The following is a 21191-nucleotide window of genomic DNA, read 5'->3' on the forward strand; positions in this document are numbered from 1 at the left end:
GTCGAAAGGCGCTTTGCTCCAGGAGTGACGGAACCGAAAATGCTCTTCCTCTATTTCCGGATCGGCGATGAAGGCTTTGCGATGACGATCGACCCGATCGTCGAAGTCGTGCCGCTGACGGAATTGAAGAAGGTGCGTGGGGCCCCAGAGGGAGTGGCCGGCTCCTTCGAATATCGCGGCCGCTTCGTGCCGGTCATCGATCTGTGCGCCCTCGAACTCGGCCGGCCGGCCCACCGGCGCCTGAGCACCCGCATCATCGTCATGCGCCATCCGCGGGACGATGCCGTCCTGCTGGGCCTGATCGCGGAAAAGGCCACGGAGATGCTGCGGCTGGATCCGGCGGAATTCGCCCCCTTCGCCCCCGGGCCGGATGGTCTGGTTCAGCGTGTGGAACTGGAGGGCCTGCTGCCGGCTGCGCTTCTTGCGGCCATTCGCAGCCAGCCGGTGACCAGCCAATGAGCGATCCTCGCTTCGAACAATTCCTCGCGCGCGCCATCGGGCTGAATGCGGCCTCGATCGGCCCGTCGGCGATCGAACGCGCCGTGGCCGCGCGCTCCAAGGCATGCAAGCTCGACGACATCCAGGCCTATTGGGAACTGCTGCAAAATTCCGAGGAGGAAACGCAGGAACTGATCGAGGCTGTCATCGTTCCCGAGACCTGGTTCTTTCGCGATCCGCAGGCCTTTGCTGCCTTGACGCGGCTGGTGACGCGCGGACCGCTCCAGGCGGATGCGTCCCGCCCAATTCGCCTCCTCAGCCTGCCCTGCTCGAGCGGGGAAGAGCCCTATACGATGGCGATGGCGCTGCTCGACGCCGGCCTGACCGCCGCCCAATTTCGTATCGATGCCGTCGATCTCAGCGCGCGTTCGCTCGCCCTTGCCAGGCAGGGCATCTATGGCCGCAACTCGTTCCGGGGACAAAACCTGGCCTTTCGCGACCGCTATTTCGACGCAACCGATGACGGATACAGGCTCAGGGATACCGTTCGCGGCCTCGTGCAATTCAGCCAGGGCAATATCGTCGCCCCCGATTTCTACGCCGATCCCGCGAGCTATGATTTCGTCTTTTGCCGCAACCTTTTGATCTATTTCGATGCGGCGACGCAAAAGCACGTCGTCGGCGTGATCCGGCGCTTGCTCGCGCCCCATGGCGTCGCCTTTGTCGGCCATTCGGAGGCAGGGCTGATGGGCTCCAACGGCTTCACCTCTGCCAAGATTCCGATGGCGTTCGCCTTTCACAAGGAAAGCGTCCGGCCGGGCCCTGCCAAGGCTCGGCCCGCGCCACCGCCGGCGGAGCCCCGGCCGCGACGGGCGCCGCCGCCCTCGCCGACACCGAGACCGATCCCCCCGGCTTTTCCACGACGCGAGGAGAAGCGGGAACCGGCGCCGCCAAATCTCGAAGAACTGCGTCTTCTGGCGGATCGAGGCCAGCTGCAGGAGGCCGCGCGCGGATGCGAAACGCTGATCCGCCGGGATGGCGCAACGCCGGATGCCCTGGCGCTGCTCGGCCTGATCAGCGACGCCTCCAACGATCTTGGCGCGGCGGAGCGCTATTACCGCAAGGCCCTCTACCTGGATCCCGCCAATACTGAGGCGCTCGGCCATCTCGCCCTCCTGCTCAAGAAACAGGGCGACCATAGCGGCGCCAAACTGCTCGATGAGCGCCTGCGGCGTCTGGATAAATGGAGAGCGCAATGACCAGCCTCGCTTCCGACGCGCCCTCCGTGGCCTCGCCATCGGCGATCGACAATTGCTGGCAGCGGATCGGCGTGCGCGGCGACAAGTCATGCCCCGAACTCCGGCGTCATGCGCATTGCCACAATTGCGAAGTGTTTTCGCGCGCGGCCTCCCAGCTGCTCGACCGCGACATTCCGTCAGGTGGGGAGGCCGCCGTTGCGCCGTCCGGAGTGAACGTGATCGCGCGTTCGTCCAATTCCCAATCGGTGCTGATCTTCCGCCTGGGCAGCGAGTGGTTCGCCTTGCCTACCCTGGTTCTGGACGAGGTGACCGGCCTGCGCACCATCCATTCGCTGCCGCATCGGCGCAGTCCTGCGTTGCTGGGGCTGGTCAATGTGCGGGGTGAACTGGTGATCTGCGTGTCGATCGCGCAGCTGCTCATCGGCGCCGAGCACGATGCCCCGCAGGGCCGGCTGATCGTTGCCCACCATGCCGGCTCACGCTTTGCCTTTCCGGTCGACGAGGTCCAGTACACCCACCTCTACACGGAGGCGGATCTGAAGCCGGTGCCGGCGACCGTGGCCCAGTCGAGCTCGGGCTTCACCCGAGGATTGCTATCCTGGCGTGACAGGAATGTCGGGCGGCTCGATGAGCATGCATTGTTCGAGGCGCTCGGCCGGGGATTGGCACGATGACCCAGGACCTCAGCCAATTCTCAATGCGCGACCTGTTCCGCATCGAAGCCGAAGCGCAGGCCGAAGCCCTGACGACGGCCTTGCTGGCGCTCGACAAGGACCCGATGCGGGCCGATCAGATCGAAGCCAGCATGCGAGCCGCCCATTCTCTCAAGGGGGCTGCCCGAATCGTCGAGATCCACGCGGGCGTGACGATCGCGCATGCGATGGAGGATCTTTTCGTACTGGCCCAGCAGCACGGTACGCAACTGGATCATGACCGGATCGACGTGCTCCTGCGCGGCGTCGACCTGCTCCTGTCTTTCGCCAGATCGCCGGATCTCGAAAGCGGCTCGCGCGACGGGGCCTGGCAGGCCGAAGCCGACCGGTTCGTGCTGGAACTCAACCAGCCGCCGGGCGAGGGCACGCGCCCTCCCGCGCCAGCGCCAGTATCCGAGCCCGCTCCCGTGTCGATGCCCGTGCCGATGCCGGCAATGGACGAAACATCGTCCATCCCCGGATCGACCGACCGGGCCTTGCGTGTCAGCGCCGAGAACCTCAACCGGCTTCTCGATCTCGCGGGTGAATCGCTGGTCGAGTCGCGGTGGTTGGGGCCTTTCGGCCAATCGTTGCAGCGTCTCAAGCGCCTTCAGCTGGAAGCCGCCACCGCCTTGGAGTCGCTGCGGGCCCTCCTGCCGGCCCAGCTCCTGGACGAGCGGGCCCAAATAGCTCTCGACAAGGCTCAGCAGCGCCTCCTGGAATGCCGGCAGCATCTGTCGCAACGCCTGGGGGAACTGGAAACCACCGACCATCAGGCAACCACGCTCGCCCACCGGCTCTACGACCAGGCGCTGGCGATCCGCATGCGTCCCTTTTCCGACGGCATCGCGGCCTATCCTCGCATGGTGCGCAACATTGCGCGCGAACTCGGCAAGAAGGTTAGGCTGGAGATCATCGGCGAGCGCACGCTGGTGGACCGGGACATTCTGGACAGGCTCGACGCTCCGCTCGGCCATCTTCTGCGCAACGCTCTTGACCATGGTATCGAAAACCCTGGCGAGAGGCTTTCCGCCGGCAAGGCCGAGGAAGGCGTGGTGCGTCTGGAAGCATCACACCGGGCGGGCACGCTGCAGATCACCGTCTCCGACGACGGACGTGGCGTCGATCTTGAGCAGATCCGTCAAACCGTGATTGCACGCAACCTTGCGAGCCCCGATACCGCCGGCAAGCTCAGCCCCCATGAACTGCTCGAATTCCTGTTTCTGCCCGGCTTTTCCATGAAAGGAGAGGTTACCGTCATTTCCGGACGAGGCGTGGGGCTGGACGTCGTTCAGGAAATGGTCCGCCAGGTCCGCGGCCTTGTGCGGGTCACCTCCGAGCTTGGCGAAGGCACACGCTTCAAGCTGGAACTGCCGCTCACGCTCTCGGTGGTCCGTTCTCTGATCGTGGAAATCGGCGGCGAACCCTATGCTTTTCCTTTCGCCCATATCGTACGCGCCATCAAGATCGCGGGCGATCAGGTGAAAACGGTGGAAGGGCGCCAGCATTTCAGCCTCGATGGACAGTTGGTCGGATTGGTCGGCGCGCATCAGGTGCTCGGCTGCGCGCCGGCGGACAATGCGGAGGACGAATTGCGTGTCGTCGTGGTCGGCAGCCCCGGCGCCATGTATGGGCTGGTCGTCGAGCGCTTCCTCGGCGGACGCGAGCTCGTGGTTCAGCCGCTCGATCCGCGCCTCGGCAAAATCAAGGATATCAGCGCGGCCGCCCTGATGGAGGATGGTTCGCCGCTCCTGATCATCGATGTCGAGGACATCATCCGTTCCATGGAGAAGCTCTCCTCCGCCGATCAGCTTGCCCAGGTCGGTCGGAAATCGGCGGGCCGGCAGGAGGAAAGGCGCAAGCGCGTGCTCGTGGTCGACGATTCCCTCACCGTACGCGAGCTTCAGCGCAAATTGCTCGATCATCACGGCTACGAGGTCGAAGTGGCCGTCGACGGCATGGATGGCTGGAACGCGCTGCGCAATGGCCGCTTCGACCTGCTCATCAGCGACATCGACATGCCGCGCCTTGACGGAATCGAACTGGTCCACCGCATCCGGCAGGACGCGGATCTCAAATCGCTGCCGGTGATGATCGTGTCCTACAAGGATCGGGCGGAGGATCGCCAGCGCGGCCTCGATGCCGGAGCAGATTATTATCTTACCAAAGGCAGTTTTCAGGATGATACTCTGATCAATGCCGTGGTGGATCTGATTGGCGAGGCTGCTGTATGAGGATCGCGATCGTCAATGATTTGCCGCTGGCAGTGGAAGCGATGCGCCGGGTACTCGCCATGGCGCCCCAGCATCAGCTTGCATGGGTTGCCGTCGACGGCGCGCAGGCGGTGGAGCTGTGCCGCCGGGACCGGCCCGACCTCGTGCTGATGGACCTGATCATGCCGCGCATGGACGGTATCGAAGCCACCCGTCGGATCATGGCGCAGTCTCCCTGCGCCATTCTGATCGTGACCGCCGATGTCGAGACCAATGCGTCGCGCGTTTTTGCGGCGATGGGGGAGGGAGCTCTGGATGCGGTCGATACGCCGCTGCTCGGCTCGCAGGAGACCCGTTGGGGTGCGCGCCCCCTCCTGGCGAAGATCGACGTGATCGCCAATCTGGTCAATGAAGGCAATCCCAAGCAAAGGCCTGTCGACGATGCGCGGCCGCAGGCCCGCCAGCTTGTTGCGATCGGAGCGTCGGCCGGCGGTCCCACCGCATTGGCGACTGTCTTGAAAAGCCTGCCCAACAATTTTGCCGCCAGCATCGTGATCATTCAGCATGTCGATGCCCGCTTTGCGCCGGGGCTCGCCAATTGGCTCAGCCAGCATTCCGCGCTCCCCGTCCGGCTGGCGAGCGAGGGGGACCGCGCGCTTCCCGGGCAGGTTCTGGTCGCCGGCACCGACAATCATCTGGTTTTTAAGTCGAATCGACAATTGGGCTATACTCCCAATCCGATCGATCAGGTCTATCGGCCGTCCGTGGACGTCTTCTTCGACAGCGTCGCGCGTCTATGGGGCGGCACCGTGACGGGCGTCCTGCTGACCGGCATGGGATCGGACGGAGCGCGCGGGCTGAAAGCGCTCCGTGACCTTGGACATCATACCATCGCGCAGGACCAGGCTACCAGCGCGGTCTACGGCATGCCGAAGGCGGCAGCCACCCTGGACGCCGCGACGGATATTCTGCCGCTGAGCAGAATCGCCTCGCGTCTGACCGAACTGCTTGGCTCCCCGCGCCTGAGAAGAGGAACCGCCCCATGAGCCAGCCAGCAGACACCAAATCCCACGGCGCCGCTTCCCTCGACACGGCGCAGCGGTCGGTCATGGTGCTTTTGGTCGATGATCAACTCATGGTCGGCGAAGCCATTCGCCGGGCGCTGATCGACGAGACCGAGATCGAACTGCATTATTGCTCCAATCCACTGGAAGCCCTGGCCGTGGCCAAGCGGGTGAAGCCCACCGTGATCCTGCAGGATCTGGTGATGCCCAACATGAATGGACTGACACTGGTCCGCCAGTACCGTGCTGATCCCGCCACCAAGGCCATTCCCGTGATCGTGCTGTCGACGGAAGAGGAGGCAACCGTCAAAAGCGAGGCCTTCCGCATCGGAGCCAATGACTATCTCGTCAAGCTGCCCGACCGGATCGAGCTGATTGCCCGTATACGCTACCATTCGGCTGCCTATCTGACTCAGATCCAGCGCGACGAAGCCTATCGTGCCCTGCGTCGAAGCCAGCAGGAGCTGATGGAAACCAATCTGGAATTGCAGCGCCTGACCAATGTCGACGGCCTCACCGGTCTCAGCAACCGGCGCTATTTCGATCAATATCTCGATACGGAATGGCGTCAGGCCATGCGGGCGAGGGAGCCGATCTCGCTGCTGATCATCGATGTCGATCACTTCAAGCAATATAACGACACCTATGGCCACCTCGCCGGCGACGAGGTGCTGAAAACCGTGGCGACGGCAGTGAGGGGGACCTTCCAGCGTCCCAAGGACCTGGCGGTGCGCATGGGGGGCGAGGAATTCGCCGTGGTGCTGCCGCAAACCCTGGCTGGCGATCTCGCCTTTCTCGCGGATAAGGTGGTGCAGGCCATCGAGGCGCTCGGGCTGCCGCACGCAGCCTCTCCGATCGCCGACAAGGTTACGATCAGTGTCGGTGGTGCAACCCACATTCCCGCTGGCGACGATCAGCCCGAAAGACTCATCGAGGCCGCCGACAAGGCGATGTATGAAGCCAAGAGGTCCGGCCGCAACCGGGCCGCGACGGCCACCGGCCTGTAGGATAGCCGCCGCCCTTCAGCCCGAGCGGAAAGATGGATTGGGCTAATGCCCGGAGCTTTTGTGCGCCAGGGCCTGCACACCGGCGAGCGCAAATGTCTCCAGCGCCCGCGACATGGGTTCGATCTCCCGTTCGTGCTCCGCCAGGCTCGGGGCAATCGCTTCCAGCACGCCGCGCTCCACCGTGGCCAGGACCATGAAGGGGGCATTGAGCGCCAGTTCGGCCCTTCCGATGTCGGGATGGTCCAACGGGCGATCGAGCATGCGGGCAAGCAGGTCGCGCAGCCAATGCATCTGAGGCGCCAGGAAATCCTCATCCGCCATCAGCGTGGTCACCGTTGGCATCACCATCTCACGGGTGACCAGCCTGATCTGCCAGGAGCGTTCGGCGGGAGACAGCAATCGCCGGGCCATCAAGCCGTAATAGGCTTTGAGCTGATCCAGGGGCTCGGCATGCTTCAGAATGGCTGCGAAGGCCTCGGGCGGGATGACGACCTCGCGTCGCGCCTCGGATACCGCCGCTTCATAGAGGGGGCGAATGCCGCCAAAGTAATAGTTCACCGCCGCGGTATTGACGCCGGCCAGATCGCAAATTTCCCGGCTGGTCGTAGCATGGTAGCCCTTGTCGGCAAAAATCCGTCCGGCAGTTTCGATGAGGTTTTGGCGCGTTTTGACGCCACGCTCCTGGCTGTCTGACGAAACACGACGGGCATGCAGGGGTCTGGGCATGAAAAACTTGGGGCGCTGTCAGTTGAGAAGTAACTTTTTACCCACGATCTTTTAAATGTCAATTTCATATTCTGATTTGACATTGTGGCGACGTTCAAGCACCCTCTCGCTCTGTTGAGGTGTTGGCTGTGCGAAAGCGCACACGCTGGTGATTCTGCTTTTCGGTGAACCTCCACCAAACTGCTGGGACCGCGCTTATGACCCTACCTTTCTCGGCGCCTCGCAAGCCAGTCGCTCCAGCCGCCGATGAGCAGCATCCCCCCGCGGACCCTTCGCTCGACGAGGGCGCATCGGCGGCTGCCGCGCAGATCTACCGGGATGCGAGCGCCCATATTGTCGTCATCTGTGCCAGCACCTTGATCCGAACCTGCCTCATGCACTGCCTGGCAGGCTCCGAAACTGGCCTGGTGGTCGAAGGCTGCACCGATGTCGAGGAGTGGGAGAGGCAGGGGCAGGGCGCCTCGGTCGTCCTGTTGTGCGTCACGGGAGCGCGGGAGACCGCAATTGCCGTCGAGCGGATGGTGAAACGTGTTCTGGCCATCGCACCCGGCGTCAGGGTTGTGGTGATTTCCGATACCAGGTCGGCCAGCGACGTTTCGAAGGCCCTGGAGCAGGGTGCCAGTGGCTTCATCGCCATGGATTCCAATGTCGATGTCGCCATAGCCGCCATCCGCCTGGTACGCAGCGGCGGCGTGTTCGTGCCGTCCCATAGTGTGATGCAGTCACGGACCCAGGCCGCGCCATTATCGGACGGCAAAAGGTCGCTCCGAGATTTGGTAACCGCCAAGCAACTCGAAGTCGTAGCCCTGATCCGCCGGGGGCTTCCGAACAAGCTGATTGCCGTCGAACTCGAGATGAGCGAGTTCACGGTGAAGGTGCATGTCAGGAACATCATGAAGCGCCTGAACGCGCGCAACAGAACGGAGGTCGTGGCCCTGACCAATGCCTATTTTGCGGAGACCTTCTTCGGCCAGCAGGATCTCGCCTGAGACGCAAGTCCCGGCCGGTGAGGGGATCGCGGCGCCAGGCCTTATGTAAAAACTTGGAATTTATCTTTAATTCATTGATGTGTTGAAAGAATTGGAACTCAAGACTTCCCGCTGACGCTTTGAAAGAACCGGTCGAGGAAAGCTGCCGTTTCGTCCGAGATGCCGACGATCTGGTTTGTCGCCTGCCGATAAAGCTTGAAATTGAGTTCCGTGCCGGGCCGGGCATCCAGCCAATTGTTCAGAGGCTTGAGTTCGCGGCGCCCTATAGCGTTTTGCGATTAGACGCAGTCACCAATAATCGCAAAGACGCGTCCAAACAAAGAGATAGAGCAAACACGCGTTCACGCCTGAACGCGCTTTGCTCTAGCAGTGTCTGGGCGAGCGCGGTGCGGCGTACGGAAATGCTTACGCGCGGGGTCTGCCGCAAGACGCTCTGTTTCTTGGCAATCGGTTGAGCGCAGGTCACAATGCCTCGAGCGAAAAGACCGTGGCCGCCTTCATTTTCGCTCGCAAACAGGAAAATGATGTCGCCCGCTGCGACATGCTTGCCGCCATACATCGTCTTCTGAGCGGGGAAGCTGAAGTCTTCCACATCGAGATCATGTATCTCGGCCTTGATCGCAAATGCCATATTGCTCCCCCCCATGGATCCTTTTCGATTGCCGCCGGAATCGAGCAGGGAAGCTCCCGCCGTTTTCCAAAGCTGGCGGGAACTTCCGGTCGAATGTCGGAAAAGCACTTGCCGCTTCGTCTTTGAAACAGGCAAGAGTACAGCAATGGGACGATTTGCGCCCAAGATCGTCGCCACCGGGCCTCCAGACGACAAGCCTTGCCTGTCGACCGCGCATTCTCAATACGGAGCAGGATCATGAAAGCACTGATTGCAGGAGCGGGCATCGGCGGGCTGACCACGGCATTGTTCCTTCACCGGGCGGGAATCGACGTGGAGATCTTCGAGGCTGCCAAAGAGGTTCGTGAACTCGGCGTCGGCATCAACATGTTGCCGCACGCCGTCGGATTGCTGACGGAGCTGGGGTTGATCGACGATCTCGATGCGGCCGGCATCCGGACGCGCGAATTGATCTATGCGAACCGGTTCGGTCAGGTCGTCTGGCGCGAATTGCGCGGCATCGACGCGGGCCTTCCTGCGCCCCAGTTCAGCATTCACAGAGGCAAGCTGCTGGGCCTGATCCATCGAGCCGTGGTCGAGCGCATGGGCCCTGGCGTGATCCGAACGGGATGTCGGGTGACCGGTTTCGAGCAGAACGGCGATACCGTTACGGCCCATCTATCGGACGGCACCGGCAGGCCGTCACAAGCGGTCGGCGACCTGCTCGTGGGCGCCGATGGCATTCATTCTGTGGTGCGCGCTGCGCTTCACCCCGGGGAGGGCCAGCCGATCTGGAGCGGCATCATGCTCTGGCGCGGAGCCACTCCTTGGCCGAAATGGCAGGACGGCCGAACCATGGCGATCGCCGGCGGCAACTTTGCCAAGTTCGTCTTCTATCCAATTGAAAAGGACAAACAAAATTCAGGAAAGCTCCTGACCAACTGGGCGGTGATGGCGCGGGCAGGCCATGAGCGGGCGCAGGGCTTTTCCCTCGGCAACTGGAGCAGGCCGGGCATGCTCGATGAGGTCCTGTCATTTGTTCGCGACCGCTTCCACCTCGACTATGTCGATCCGGCTGCGATCATCCAGGCCACGGACACGTTCTACGAATATCCCAATTGTGACCGCGAACCGCTGCCGCGCTGGTCGTTCGGGCGCGTGACCTTGCTGGGAGATGCCGCTCATCCGATGTATCCCGTAGGCTCGAACGGAGCGAGCCAGGCCATCCTCGATGCCCGGTCCTTGTCCCAGCATCTGCGTACCGCGGTTACGATCGAGGCGGCTTTGGCAGCCTATGACGCAGAGCGGCGGCCCGTTACCGCCAAGATCGTGCTGGCGAACCGCAAGGGCGGCCCCGAAGGAGTGATCGATATGGTGGAGTCCAGGGCACCCGAGGGCTTTGCCGACATCGATGCCGTCGCAAGCCATGAAGAGCGCGAGCGCGTCGTGCGCGGCTACGCATCATTGGCGGGATTTGGGCGCCAAGACCAGCCTGATCGTCCATCCTCCTCGACCTGAATCGTGTCTTTGAAACGCGACGGATCTGGCAGAGAGGGGCGAGTCCATTCCGACAGGGCGCTACATGTCTAATTCGCATAACATATCTTATGGAACATAATCCCGTCCTCCCGATTAAGCCAAGCGCTTGAAAAATCGGGTTTTTTGCCGTTTCTCACCACCGTGCGCCCCTTTCTCGGTCCAGCACCATCCGGGAGAAACAAAGGCTCGGACGCGCATTGGCGGTTCGTAAGGCTGCGGCCAGCGTCGACGGATCGCCAGGACGCGCTTCATCCATATCCGTTCTGCACCCTGGTTCGACTCGGCCTCGCTGCTTTGCAATTGGGAACGCGTCGGTCATGAGGTTGGTTCAAGATCCTGGTCTTCGACAGTCTGCCGCGTCAGAGTTTTGCCACATCGCGCGTGCCGAACCACCATCGTAACAGGCGTGAGCGAAGGACCACCGGGGCGAGATCCGCTTTCTTGCATTTGAAACGCTCTTCTCTTGACCACTGAAAACTAAATAATAACAATATGTTCCATAATTTTTTTTAAATCTTCACTGCAGGCTTAAAGCCTCCGCCATCCTTTGAAGCAGAACAAGAGTATGCCCGACATCGGGTTGCGCCGACGCCGTCCGGCGAATATGCGGGCAGGTCAGCACGGCAAGCGCATGCCTTTCGGCCGAGAGAATGGGTACGCTGATATCATTGACCCCAAAAATCTGCTGGCTTTCGTCGATGCGGAAGGCAGCCTCGCGATAGGCGGCGAGCTGCGCCTCGAGCCCGGCAAAGGTCGCCGCTTTCTCGGTATCCTTCCAGCGAAACAGCAACTCCGCCTTGGCTTGCGGGTCCTGGAAAGCCAGCAGGAGCTGGCCCGAGCCGGTGCTCAGCAGATCGATCGTCGTGCCGACGCGAACGGTGAAGACCCAGTCCGCGGAAGCCGCCGCATTCGCCACCACCACGGCTTGGTCGCGCTCCCGCATGACGAGATGACAGGACTGGCCGGATTCTTCGGCAAACCGATCCATCAGGGGCATGGCCCGTGAGGTCAGCCGGCGTATGGGTTGATGATGCTGTGCCAGCACGAACATCTTCATGCTCAGGGCGAAACGGTCTCCCTCGGCCGAACGATAGACATAGCCGCGCGCTACCAGGCGTTCGAGCATGCGATAGATCTCGCTGGCGCCCCGGCCGAGCTCCTTGACGATTTCTGCTCGCGTCAATGCGTCGGAGCGGCTGGCCAGCAATTCGAGGATGTCCAGGCCCTTGTCCAGTGCCGGTGCCCGGTAGAGAGCCTCCCGGCTCGATCCTTCCTCCTGCTCCCTTTGCGGTCTTGGCAAGGCGCGCTCCCCTCTTTTATTGACATATGAATATATTGTTCATATTTGATCCGTCAACAAACGAGCTGCACGCAGCGATAGGAACTCGATGGGAGATTCGCCTCATGCGCCTGGACGGCAAACGCATTCTGATCACGGCCGCCGGGCAAGGCATCGGCCGCGCTTCCGCCCTCGCCTGCGCGGCCGAGGGCGCTCATGTCATCGCCACCGATCTCAACGAGGAAGCACTCGCAGCCCTTGCCGCGGCAGACGGCCGTATCGAAACGCGCCGGCTCGACGTGCTTGACCCCGCTGCCATCACCGAACTGGGCCGATCCCTGCCCGGCCTGGACGGCCTCTTCAACTGTGCCGGTTTCGTCCACAATGGCAGCATCCTCGAATGCAGCGACGAGGATTGGGACTTCAGCTTCGACCTCAACGTCAAGAGCATGTTCCGCCTGATCAGGGCCCTGCTGCCGGGCCTCCTGCATCGTGCAAGCGAGACGGGCTCGAGCGCCATCCTCAACATGGCCTCGATGGCATCTTCGGTGAAAGGCTTCCCGAACCGCCTGGCCTACGGCGCCTCGAAGGCCGCCGTCATCGGCCTCACCAAGGCCCTGGCCGCCGACCATGTCCGCCAGGGCCTGCGCTGCAACGCCATCTGCCCCGGCACGGTCGACACGCCCTCGCTGCGCGGGCGCATCGCCGCCGCGGCCGACCCCGTGCAGGCCGAGAAGGACTTCATCGCCCGTCAGCCGATGGGGCGGCTCGCCAATGTCGACGACATCGCGCCGATGGTGGTCTTCCTGCTTTCGGACGAGTCCCGTTTCGTCACCGGCCAGGCCGTCCTTGTCGATGGCGGCGTGACGATCTGACCGAAATCGACGACAGTCGAGACCCCACAAGAGCGATCACCATCCAGCTGGAGGACACGCAATGACCGAGATCGTCGACATCGAAGTGATCGACCTGCGTTTTCCGACCTCCCAGCAGCTCGACGGGTCGGATGCGATGAATCCCGATCCCGATTATTCGGCCGCCTATGTCATCCTGAAGAGCGATCGGCCGGGTCTGGAAGGACACGGGCTAACCTTCACCATCGGCCGCGGCAACGAGATCTGCTGTGCCGCGATCAAAGCGATGCGCCACCTCGTCGTCGGGCTGTCCCTGGAGGAGGTCCAGGCCGATCTCGGCGCCTTCTGGCGACATGTTACCTCGGACAGCCAACTGCGCTGGATCGGGCCGGACAAGGGCGCCATTCATCTGGCCACCGGCGCGGTGGTCAATGCGGTCTGGGACCTGCTCGCGAAAATGGCCGGCAAGCCGGTCTGGCGGCTGGTCGCCGACATGTCGCCCGAGGAATTCGTGCGCGCCATCGATTTTCGCTACCTGACCGACTGCATCACTCGGAACGAGGCGCTCGCCTTGCTGCGCGAGAAGGAAGCCGGAAAGGCCGAGCGCATTGCTCTTCTCGAGCGCGAGGGCTACCCCTGCTACACCACGTCGGCCGGCTGGCTCGGCTATGACGACGACAAGCTGCGGCGGCTGTGCCAGGAAGCGGTCGATGCCGGTTTCAACCACGTCAAGCTCAAGGTCGGGCGCGACATCGAGCACGACATCCGCCGCCTGCGCATCGCCCGCGAGGTGATCGGTCCGGACCGCCAGCTGATGATCGACGCCAACCAGGTCTGGGAAGTCGACCAGGCGATCGACAGCGTGCGGCAGCTCGCCTTCGCCAAACCCTGGTTCATCGAGGAACCCACCAGCCCGGACGACGTCGAAGGCCATCGCAAGATCCGCGAGGGCGTCGCCCCGGTCAAGGTCGCCACCGGCGAGATGTGCCAGAACCGCATCCTGTTCAAGCAGTTCATCATGCGCGGCGCCATCGACGTGGTGCAGATCGATGCCTGTCGCCTGGGCGGGGTCAACGAAATCCTGGCGATCCTGCTGATGGCCGCCAAATATGGCCTGCCCGTTTGCCCGCATGCCGGCGGCGTCGGCCTGTGCGAATATGTCCAGCATCTGTCGATGATCGATTTCGTCTGCGTATCCGGCACGCGCGAAGGCCGGGTGATCGAATATGTCGACCACCTGCATGAACACTTCAAGACGCCCTGCGTCGTGCGCAATGCCGCCTATATGCCGCCCCTCGCCCCGGGCTTTTCGATCGAGATGAAACCGCCTTCCCTGACAGACTATCGCTTTGCCGGCTGATGCATGGAAGGCTCGGCGCCGGCCGGTCTTCCGGATGTGTTTGGCCTGGAGCATCGCCGCCGACCGATATCCTCAGACAGGAGCCGGTGCGCCCGCATTGCGCGCCGTGCTCTCGCGCGCGACCAGCTCGTAACCCAGATCGATCAGCCGCGGTTCGATATGCTTTCCACCAATCCTGTCGATCAGCATCCGCATGGCTTTTCGCCCCATCTCTTCACGATGGGTCCTGACACTGGTGAGGGCGGGATTTGCGACAGCCATGATTTCCAGATCGTTGAAGCCGCAAATGCCGAACTGATGTGGGACGGCGATACGGCGGCGCTGGGCTTCGAAGAGCACGCCGACGGCAAGGTCGTCATTGTTGCAGAACACGGCATCGGCATCGGGAGCCCGAGCCAGCAATTCGGACATCAGCTCGCAGCCCAGCGACACGGTGGAAGCCCGAGGTGTCGTAACGATGAGCTTCTCATCGAGCATTTCAGCCTCCTCCAGAGCTTGGACGAAGCCCTGGAGCCGCCTCTGCGTGCGTGGATCCATGCGCGCGCCCAGAAAAGCGATCCGCCGATAGCCGCGCTCGACCAGATGCCTCGTGGCAGCGAAGGCAGCGCGATGGTGCGAAAAGCCGACCATCATATCAACGGGATCGCGGCCAACCTCCATGATCTGGACGATCGGGCACTCGGCCTGCAGGAGCTGGGTACGCGCCGGCTCCGATTGATCAATGCCGGCCACGATCAGGCCCGCCGGGCGCTGGCTGAGAAATACGCGAAGCAGCCTCTCCTCCTCGATCAGGGAATAGCGGGTGTTGCCGAGCTGCACTCGAAAGGCGGAAGCCTCTGCTTCCGCATAGATGCCGCGCATCACATCCGCGAAAACGTTGTTGGTCACCGAAGGAATGAGCACGCCTATGACATTCGTCCGGGCCGACGCCAATGCGCTCGCCGCGGCGTCGGGGACATATCCCATATCGTCGACGATTTGCTGGATGCGCTGCCTCAGCTCCTGCGAAACCGACTGCGGGTTACGGAGAGCACGCGACACTGTGATAGCGCTAACCTCGGCAGCGCTGGCGATCTCGACCAGTGTTATGCGTTTTTTCCCTAGCCTTTTCTTGGCTTTTTTCATCTGGGCCGCCCTGATGGTGTTTCCCTCCGAAAGATAGAACTTGCAAAATGATTGCGCAATCAATAAGAGTCGCGACAAAGATGGGACGGGAGGAAAATGTGGCAAAGCCGGCATTTGGGCTGGTCAAGGGCCTCTGCGGCTCCGGCCGTTCGTCACCCGCAGGCAATATGGCCAAGGCGTCCGGCGCCCACCCCGTCGATAACGACGGCACGGCCCTTCAGCACTTCACGCGCCCTGTAGCGCGATCATCTCTCATGCTCGTCAAGACCACCGCGATCTCTCCAGGGCGACCGTAGGTTCACGCTGACATCATCAGCCAAACTCGCCCCATCTGCGCTCGCCGGCTGCGCGGGCCGCCACCGGAATGCACTGCGGCCACTCAGAAGGCCGTGACGGAAGCACGAACAAACGCCCACGGGAGGAGGACCCCGATCTTGCATACGACACCCGCTCGGCCCCCTGCACAGGGCGGCAACCAGAAAGCGCCTGCCGGCGCCTCCCGCACTCGCTACATCATCCTGGCGCTGTGTTTCGTCGGCCTTGTCATCAACTATCTCGACCGCGCCAATATGAGCGTGGCACTGCCCTATATCGACGCCGATCTCGGCCTCAATCTCACCAATACCGAAAAGGGACTGATCCTAGGCGCCTTCTTCTGGGCCTATGATGGCATGATGCTGATCGCCGGCTGGTTCACCGACAAGGTGGGCTCGCGCCGGGCCTTCACCATCGCCGCGATCTGGTGGTCGATCTTCACGGCGCTCACCCCCCTCGCCCGCGGCTTCTGGGGGTTTTTCGGTTTCCGCTTCTTGCTGGGTGCCGGCGAAGCGCCGGCCTATCCGGCGGCCACCAAGGCGGCCTCGCGCTGGTTCCCGGTGGGCGAGCGCGCCCTCTCCACCGCCGTGATCGATTCAGGCTCTCGGGTCGGTACCGTGCTTTCGCTGCCCATCGTCACAAGCCTTCTCCTGGTGGCGACCTGGCATTATTCCTTCGTGATCCTCGGTGCGCTGGGCATCGTCTGGGCGCTTGTCTGGTACTGGTACTATCGCGATCCCGTCGATCACACTGGTGCCAACGAGCTGGAGCGCCAGTACATCGCCGACAATGGCGGGCGCACCGAGGCCAATGACGACAGCGAGGCCGCCAAGATCCGTTGGTCGCAACTGTTCGGCTATCGCACGGTCTGGGGCATGATGCTGGGCTTTTTCTGCCTCAACTTCGTGATCTACTTCTTCCTGACCTGGTTTCCCGACTATCTGAAGAATGCCCGCGGCCTCAATCTGAAGGAACTGGGTACCCTTGGCATGCTGCCCGGCCTTGCCGCAGTGGCAACGGCCTGGATCGCCGGCGCCTATGCCGATCATTTGATCCGTCATGGCGCCAACGTCACCAAGGTGCGCAAAGTCGTGATGGTCGGCGGCCTGCTGGGCGGGGCGGCCATCCTGCCTGCCGCCTTCGCCTCGTCAATCTATCTCGCCCTGTTCTTCCTGGCGGTCTCCTATTCCAGCCTGGCCATCGCCGCGACCGGGATCTGGTCCCTGCCCGCCGACGTGGCACCGAGCTCGCGCCATGTCGCCTCGATCGGCGGCATCCAGAATTTCGCCTCCAACATTGCCGGCATCATCAGCCCCTTCATGTTCGGCTTCCTGCTCGACATGTTCAAGGGTGACTATACGCCGGCCTTCGCCCTGGCCGCCGGCTTTGCCGTTCTGGGCGCCTTCTCCTATGCCTTCATCGTGGGCAAGGCCGAGCCGCTTCCCCTGCCCGCCAGCACGGAACGCTGAGTGGACCGCATTGTGAAGCCCCCGCGCCGCAAATATGCGGCGCGGGATACCGGGTTCATCAGATCGGCCGCGCCTGCGTTTCGCCGGCGGGCAAGTCGTCGCCCGCCTCTTCCGCCACGCCGTCGAAGAGCTGGCCGATGCGCCGACGCTCGGCCTCGTCCTGGGGCAAGGCGTAGGACAATGCGACATAGACCAGCGTGTTGACGATCAGGCCGACCACGCCCGAGGTCATCCCCGCCAGGGGCGGAATGGCGACGGGATAAAGGAACTGCAGCACCACGGCCACTGCGAAACCGGCGATCATGCCGCTGGCGGCACCCGCCGCATTGCCTCGGCGCCAGAAGATGCCGAGATAGAGTGCCGGGGCGAGCTGCACGATGCCCTGATAGGAGGCGAGCGCCAAGGTGAGCAGGCCGGCCGTGACATTGGCGGTCGCCACCGCCCCCGCCACCGCCAGCAACGTGGCGAGGATGATGGTGATGCGGGCGGTGCGGGTGTTGGTGGCTTCGTCCGCACCGCCGACATGGATGATGTCCTGGGCGGTATGGGTGCCGACGGCGGCCGTGATGGCGTTCACATTCCCGACGGTGGCGGCGAACACGGCCACGCCCGCCAGCGCCAGCACGAGCGGGCCGCCATGCCCGGCCGTCAGGAACCAGACATTGTCGGGCGCCTTCGCGACCTCCGGAAGCTGAGAGGCCAGCATGCTCATGGTCAGCATGATGGCGAGGAACACGAACATGAACGGCGCCGCCTTGAGGGCGGAATTGCGCACCGCCTGGGCGCTCCTCGCCGTGAACAGGCGCACGAAGATATCGGGCCAGCACCACGAGCCCATCGCCCCGGTAAACACCAGCGAGAAATAATAGAGCGGCCCGAGATCGCTGTTGAGGCCGGGCAGGCTGGCAAAGCTCTCCGGCAAGCCGCCAAAGCCGAAGCCCTGCGACATCAGCCAGACGATCAGGCCAAGCGCCACCAGCCCACCGACGCCATAGGCGAAGATGCCTTGGATCATGTCCGAGATCACGATGCCGCGCATGCCGAGCCGCACCGTCCAGATCTGTCGCACCGCCAGCACCGCGATGCCGATGAACACCGCCACCGTCGGCGTGACGGCACCGAAGGACAGATAGGAGAAGACGAGGCCTAGCGACTGGAAAGCCAGCACCAGCCAGGGAAAGGCCGAGATCACGCCAATCACGGCGGCGATCACGCGCACGCTGGTGGAATTGTAGCGCATGCCGACGAAATCGGCCTGGGTCCGCAGATTGAAGGCCTTGCCCCAGTCGAATACGCGCTGCGCCATCAGGAACATGAACAATACGGCCAGCAGCGAATAGGAGATCACATAATAGCCGATCACCCCGGCCGATGCGGAGAGACCGGCGAAGGCGATGAAGATCGTCCCCGGCAGCCAGGTGTTGAGGAAAGCCATGGTCTGGAACCAGGAACCGAAGGAGCGGCCCGCCACCGCATAGTCGGTAAAGTCCCGGCCCTCCCGGCGGGTGCGCTCGAGCACCACCACCACACCGATGAAGAACAGGGCCAGCAGCCCGTAGCCGATCAGGAAGTCCATGGCCCTACTCCTCGTCCCGGTCCGGGCTCGCCCGGTGCAGATAGGTCAGGCTGACGACCAGGAAGAGGCCACTGCCCATGAAGAAGAGCATCGCCAGGCCGATGCTGCCGCGTGCCATCGCCAGGTGGATCGGCGGAAACAGCATGATGATCAGGTTGAGCCACAGCAAAAGGCGGCGGATCCGGTCAAAGTCAGTCGCTTGCCTCTCCATTTCGTCCTCCCATCTCGAGATTCTCCTGCTGGCTGGGCGGCGCCTCGCCGAAACCCCGCACGAGGTCCCGACACGCGCCATTCTTGTTGTTCTTCGGATCGGTGCGGCGAGAGATCATAGGCCGCAGGCCTGTACCACCGCGTCGACCAATGCCCTTTGATGCGGCTGCAACTCCTGCCCGGGCAGGTCCTTCCAGAACCTCTCGTAAGGGTCCTCGACGCCCGTCGCGACGCCGCTGAGCGTTTCCACCACGGCCAGACCGCAGAAAGGCACATAGAAAGGCGAATAGCCGCCCTCATGGCTGATCACCAGCCGGCCCCCGCAGAGCGACGCCGCCAGATCCATCAACCGGCGGGTCATCCGGCGATAGGAGCCTGAAACCAGCAGCATGCGGCCGAGCGGATCGGCATTGGATGAATCGAAACCGCTCGCCACCATGATGACATCGGGCTTGAAGCGCGCGATCGCCGGCAGCACCACCCGGTCGAATGCATCGAGATAGGCCCCCTCCCCCGAGCCCGCCGGCAGCGGAATGTTGATCGCCGAGCCCTTGCCGGGGCCGACGCCGCGATCGGCGACCTTGCCCGTGTCGGGCGGGAAGTTGCCATCCTGGTGCAGCGAGATGGTGAGAATGTCCGGATCTGCCTCGAAGCAGGCTTCGGTGCCGTTGCCATGGTGCACGTCCCAATCGACCACCGCCACCCGCTCGATGCCGAGCCTGGCCCGCGCATGGGCGATCGCCACGGCGACATTGGCGAACATGCAAAAGCCCATGCCCTTTTCCGGGCGGGCATGATGGCCGGGCGGGCGCACCAGCGCATAGGCATTGGCCACCTCGCCCGCGACCACCGCACGCAGCGCACTGATGGTGCCGCCGGCCGCCAGGCAGGCGAGGTCGACGCCGGCAAAACCGAAGGGCGAAACGCCGTCACCCATGTCGCCGCCCCGAATGTCGGCACTGAGCGCCTTCATCTTGTCGAGATGCTCGCTGGTGTGGACCCGCAGAATGTCCTCGTCGCTCGCCTTGGTGATCTCGATGCGCTTCAAGGCCTTGGCGATGCCGGAGACTTCCACCAGCGAAGCGAAACGGGCCTTGGATTCCGGTGACTCGACGTGCTGCAGGGGCTGGATGAACTCCCCTTTCAGGAAGCCGGCCGCCGTGCCGGTGTCGTGCCAGCCGAAACGCTCATGCCACACCCATCCCGTGGTCATCCCAGTTCTCCCTCATCTGCAGGTTTTCCGGCAGGCTAGCGCATGCAGACAAGGCGGGAATGGTGCAGATGCACTATGGGCGCGGGGGAGCAACCTTGTGACGAGCTTCGTCCACGGCTACTATCATCGAAAATACATAATCCTCCATCCGGGGCCGGTGCATGTGACCTCCAAACTGTCCATGTTCTCGCAATTCGTGGCCGATCTTCACCAGGCCGGCCGGCGCGTCGACCAGGATGCGGATCTCGATCTGGCGGCCCACGCCCTCGAACTCTTGCGCCCCCTCCTTGGCTTCGACTGCGCGTGGTATGGCTGGGCCCGCTTCCTGGATGATCGCACGACCGTCCCGGCCTCCTCCACGCTCGGCCTGCCGGAGGGCTTCGCCCCGTTCTGGTCGACCATGGCCAGTCAGGATCTGGTCGCCACGGCCTTGCGCCGTGATCGCGGCAGGGTCTGCATCTATGATCGAGGGCAGCCCCGGCAAACCGACGAGATGGCCGAGTTGTCGGAGCGCTATGGCATCCGCAAATGGGCCTCCGCCATTCACAATCGACCGGGAGCTGCCACCACGTTCTTCGTCTCGGTCTACCGTACCCGCCACCATGACCCGCATTGGGACGGGGAAGATCTGCAGCTCCTGCAATGCGCGGTGGACCACCTGTTCCTGGCGTTGCAGGCGGCATTCGAACGGCGCAATGCAGACGGACCGGGCGAACGGGCGACGCTGGTGGTCGACGAAGCCGGCTTCGCCCATCTCGGCCTGGATCGGTCTCAAGGCTTTCTCAGGACCATCTGGCCCGGCTGGAAAGGCGATCGCCTGCCGCGGCCGCTCCGGCAGACGGCTTTGCAACCCGGCATCCATCTGTTCGAGCGCGAAGGGGTGGCGGTGAACTGTCGCAAGCACAACGAAGCAGGCCGGCAGTCGAACCTGGTCAGGCTGGAATTTTCCTTGCTGTCCAAGCTCGACCGGCTCTCCCCGCGCGAGCGCGAGGTCGCGCACCTCCTCGCCACCGGGGCTACCCACAAGCAGGCGGCGCAGATGCTGGGCAGTGCGCCGGCCACCATCCGCAACCAGACCCAGGCCATCTATGACAAGCTCGGCATCCGGTCGCGGGCGGAGCTAGCCAGTACGGTGTTGCGCTGAGCGCAGGCATGATAAGGGATCTCGGCCATTCTCGCCGGTGACATGGCGAAACCATGGTTGAATTGGCAGCCGCCCCATCGTATCGCGCCCCTCCCGGGCGCCCTGCTTT

Annotated in this window: 19 protein-coding genes; 12 read left to right on the top strand and 7 right to left on the bottom strand. The window is 63.2% G+C overall.

Features of this window, described 5'->3' with window-relative positions:
- Positions 1-39: 39 nt before the first annotated feature.
- From J8I29_RS13370 to J8I29_RS13395, 6 genes are read left to right on the top strand one after another with little or no spacing between them, the layout of a single operon-like run.
- A complete protein-coding gene (locus J8I29_RS13370) occupies positions 40-459 on the top strand; it encodes a chemotaxis protein CheW (protein WP_105860424.1) in 420 nt (139 codons plus the stop codon).
- Positions 456-1697, top strand: a complete 1242-nt coding sequence (locus J8I29_RS13375) for a CheR family methyltransferase (RefSeq protein ID WP_209432018.1) — start codon at positions 456-458, stop codon at positions 1695-1697. Before J8I29_RS13370 ends, J8I29_RS13375 begins: the two co-directional genes overlap by 4 nt.
- Positions 1694-2371 (top strand): chemotaxis protein CheW, encoded by a 678-nt coding sequence (locus J8I29_RS13380; RefSeq protein ID WP_209432019.1) that lies wholly within the window; start codon positions 1694-1696, stop codon positions 2369-2371. Before J8I29_RS13375 ends, J8I29_RS13380 begins: the two co-directional genes overlap by 4 nt.
- On the top strand, positions 2368-4623 hold the full coding sequence (locus J8I29_RS13385; RefSeq protein ID WP_105860427.1) for a hybrid sensor histidine kinase/response regulator: 2256 nt from the start codon (positions 2368-2370) through the stop codon (positions 4621-4623). The genes J8I29_RS13380 and J8I29_RS13385 overlap by 4 nt, the downstream gene beginning before the upstream one ends.
- A complete protein-coding gene (locus J8I29_RS13390) occupies positions 4620-5648 on the top strand; it encodes a chemotaxis response regulator protein-glutamate methylesterase (protein WP_105860428.1) in 1029 nt (342 codons plus the stop codon). Before J8I29_RS13385 ends, J8I29_RS13390 begins: the two co-directional genes overlap by 4 nt.
- Complete coding sequence (locus tag J8I29_RS13395) at positions 5645-6673, top strand: diguanylate cyclase (protein ID WP_209432020.1); 1029 nt, start codon at positions 5645-5647, stop codon at positions 6671-6673. The genes J8I29_RS13390 and J8I29_RS13395 overlap by 4 nt, the downstream gene beginning before the upstream one ends.
- A gap of 42 nt (positions 6674-6715) precedes the next feature.
- On the opposite strand, the gene J8I29_RS13400 is transcribed toward J8I29_RS13395, so the two are convergent.
- Complete coding sequence (locus tag J8I29_RS13400) at positions 6716-7399, bottom strand: CerR family C-terminal domain-containing protein (protein WP_105860429.1); 684 nt, start codon at positions 7397-7399, stop codon at positions 6716-6718.
- A gap of 197 nt (positions 7400-7596) precedes the next feature.
- Here J8I29_RS13400 and J8I29_RS13405 point away from each other — a divergent pair, with 197 nt between their 5' ends.
- Positions 7597-8388 carry a response regulator transcription factor gene (locus J8I29_RS13405; protein ID WP_209432021.1) on the top strand — a complete coding sequence of 264 codons (792 nt, stop codon included), beginning with the start codon at positions 7597-7599 and terminating at the stop codon, positions 8386-8388.
- 262 nt (positions 8389-8650) lie between these two features.
- Here the strand turns inward: J8I29_RS13405 and J8I29_RS13410 are convergent, their stop codons facing one another.
- Positions 8651-9196 (bottom strand): hypothetical protein, encoded by a 546-nt coding sequence (locus J8I29_RS13410; protein WP_245196966.1) that lies wholly within the window; start codon positions 9194-9196, stop codon positions 8651-8653.
- 60 nt (positions 9197-9256) lie between these two features.
- Between J8I29_RS13410 and J8I29_RS13415 the strand changes: the two genes are divergently transcribed.
- The gene (locus J8I29_RS13415; protein WP_209432022.1) at positions 9257-10516 is read left to right on the top strand and encodes a flavin-dependent oxidoreductase; all 1260 of its coding nucleotides are present in this window, start codon (positions 9257-9259) and stop codon (positions 10514-10516) included.
- Positions 10517-11054: 538 nt separating this feature from the next.
- On the opposite strand, the gene J8I29_RS13420 is transcribed toward J8I29_RS13415, so the two are convergent.
- Positions 11055-11837 (bottom strand): IclR family transcriptional regulator, encoded by a 783-nt coding sequence (locus tag J8I29_RS13420; protein WP_209432023.1) that lies wholly within the window; start codon positions 11835-11837, stop codon positions 11055-11057.
- Positions 11838-11941: 104 nt separating this feature from the next.
- Here J8I29_RS13420 and J8I29_RS13425 point away from each other — a divergent pair, with 104 nt between their 5' ends.
- Together J8I29_RS13425 and J8I29_RS13430 are read left to right on the top strand one after the other, a co-directional pair.
- Positions 11942-12691, top strand: coding sequence for an SDR family oxidoreductase (locus J8I29_RS13425; RefSeq protein WP_105860432.1), 750 nt, complete (start codon positions 11942-11944; stop codon positions 12689-12691).
- Positions 12692-12752: 61 nt separating this feature from the next.
- Positions 12753-14030 carry an L-fuconate dehydratase gene (locus J8I29_RS13430; protein WP_209432024.1) on the top strand — a complete coding sequence of 426 codons (1278 nt, stop codon included), beginning with the start codon at positions 12753-12755 and terminating at the stop codon, positions 14028-14030.
- Between the two features lie 72 nt (positions 14031-14102).
- On the opposite strand, the gene J8I29_RS13435 is transcribed toward J8I29_RS13430, so the two are convergent.
- Positions 14103-15155 carry a LacI family DNA-binding transcriptional regulator gene (locus J8I29_RS13435; RefSeq protein ID WP_209432025.1) on the bottom strand — a complete coding sequence of 351 codons (1053 nt, stop codon included), beginning with the start codon at positions 15153-15155 and terminating at the stop codon, positions 14103-14105.
- Between the two features lie 434 nt (positions 15156-15589).
- Here J8I29_RS13435 and J8I29_RS13440 point away from each other — a divergent pair, with 434 nt between their 5' ends.
- On the top strand, positions 15590-16939 hold the full coding sequence (locus J8I29_RS13440) for an MFS transporter (RefSeq protein WP_209432026.1): 1350 nt from the start codon (positions 15590-15592) through the stop codon (positions 16937-16939).
- 58 nt (positions 16940-16997) lie between these two features.
- Here J8I29_RS13440 and J8I29_RS13445 read toward each other — a convergent pair whose 3' ends face one another.
- From J8I29_RS13445 to J8I29_RS13455, 3 genes are all read right to left on the bottom strand, one after another.
- Entirely contained in the window at positions 16998-18515 is a 1518-nt protein-coding gene (locus J8I29_RS13445; protein WP_209432027.1) for a sodium:solute symporter family protein, read from the bottom strand.
- A 4-nt stretch (positions 18516-18519) separates the two neighbouring features.
- Entirely contained in the window at positions 18520-18726 is a 207-nt protein-coding gene (locus J8I29_RS13450; protein WP_209432028.1) for a hypothetical protein, read from the bottom strand.
- Positions 18727-18840: 114 nt separating this feature from the next.
- Positions 18841-19938 (bottom strand): class II histone deacetylase, encoded by a 1098-nt coding sequence (locus J8I29_RS13455; protein ID WP_209432029.1) that lies wholly within the window; start codon positions 19936-19938, stop codon positions 18841-18843.
- A 163-nt stretch (positions 19939-20101) separates the two neighbouring features.
- Between J8I29_RS13455 and J8I29_RS13460 the strand changes: the two genes are divergently transcribed.
- A complete protein-coding gene (locus J8I29_RS13460; protein WP_209432030.1) occupies positions 20102-21082 on the top strand; it encodes a LuxR C-terminal-related transcriptional regulator in 981 nt (326 codons plus the stop codon).
- The last annotated feature ends 109 nt before the right edge of the window (positions 21083-21191 follow it).

The sequence above is a fragment of the Labrys sp. LIt4 genome (genome assembly GCF_017813775.1).
GTDB lineage: Bacteria > Pseudomonadota > Alphaproteobacteria > Rhizobiales > Labraceae > Labrys > Labrys okinawensis_A.

Coding starts and splice junctions, on each gene's coding strand:
- J8I29_RS13370 (WP_105860424.1), top strand. CDS start 40: ATGCTCTTCCTCTATTTCCGGATCGGCGATGAAGGCTTTGCGATGACG.
- J8I29_RS13375 (WP_209432018.1), top strand. CDS start 456: ATGAGCGATCCTCGCTTCGAACAATTCCTCGCGCGCGCCATCGGGCTG.
- J8I29_RS13380 (WP_209432019.1), top strand. CDS start 1,694: ATGACCAGCCTCGCTTCCGACGCGCCCTCCGTGGCCTCGCCATCGGCG.
- J8I29_RS13385 (WP_105860427.1), top strand. CDS start 2,368: ATGACCCAGGACCTCAGCCAATTCTCAATGCGCGACCTGTTCCGCATC.
- J8I29_RS13390 (WP_105860428.1), top strand. CDS start 4,620: ATGAGGATCGCGATCGTCAATGATTTGCCGCTGGCAGTGGAAGCGATG.
- J8I29_RS13395 (WP_209432020.1), top strand. CDS start 5,645: ATGAGCCAGCCAGCAGACACCAAATCCCACGGCGCCGCTTCCCTCGAC.
- J8I29_RS13400 (WP_105860429.1), bottom strand. CDS start 7,399: ATGCCCAGACCCCTGCATGCCCGTCGTGTTTCGTCAGACAGCCAGGAG.
- J8I29_RS13405 (WP_209432021.1), top strand. CDS start 7,597: ATGACCCTACCTTTCTCGGCGCCTCGCAAGCCAGTCGCTCCAGCCGCC.
- J8I29_RS13415 (WP_209432022.1), top strand. CDS start 9,257: ATGAAAGCACTGATTGCAGGAGCGGGCATCGGCGGGCTGACCACGGCA.
- J8I29_RS13425 (WP_105860432.1), top strand. CDS start 11,942: ATGCGCCTGGACGGCAAACGCATTCTGATCACGGCCGCCGGGCAAGGC.
- J8I29_RS13430 (WP_209432024.1), top strand. CDS start 12,753: ATGACCGAGATCGTCGACATCGAAGTGATCGACCTGCGTTTTCCGACC.
- J8I29_RS13435 (WP_209432025.1), bottom strand. CDS start 15,155: ATGAAAAAAGCCAAGAAAAGGCTAGGGAAAAAACGCATAACACTGGTC.
- J8I29_RS13445 (WP_209432027.1), bottom strand. CDS start 18,515: ATGGACTTCCTGATCGGCTACGGGCTGCTGGCCCTGTTCTTCATCGGT.
- J8I29_RS13450 (WP_209432028.1), bottom strand. CDS start 18,726: ATGGAGAGGCAAGCGACTGACTTTGACCGGATCCGCCGCCTTTTGCTG.
- J8I29_RS13455 (WP_209432029.1), bottom strand. CDS start 19,938: ATGACCACGGGATGGGTGTGGCATGAGCGTTTCGGCTGGCACGACACC.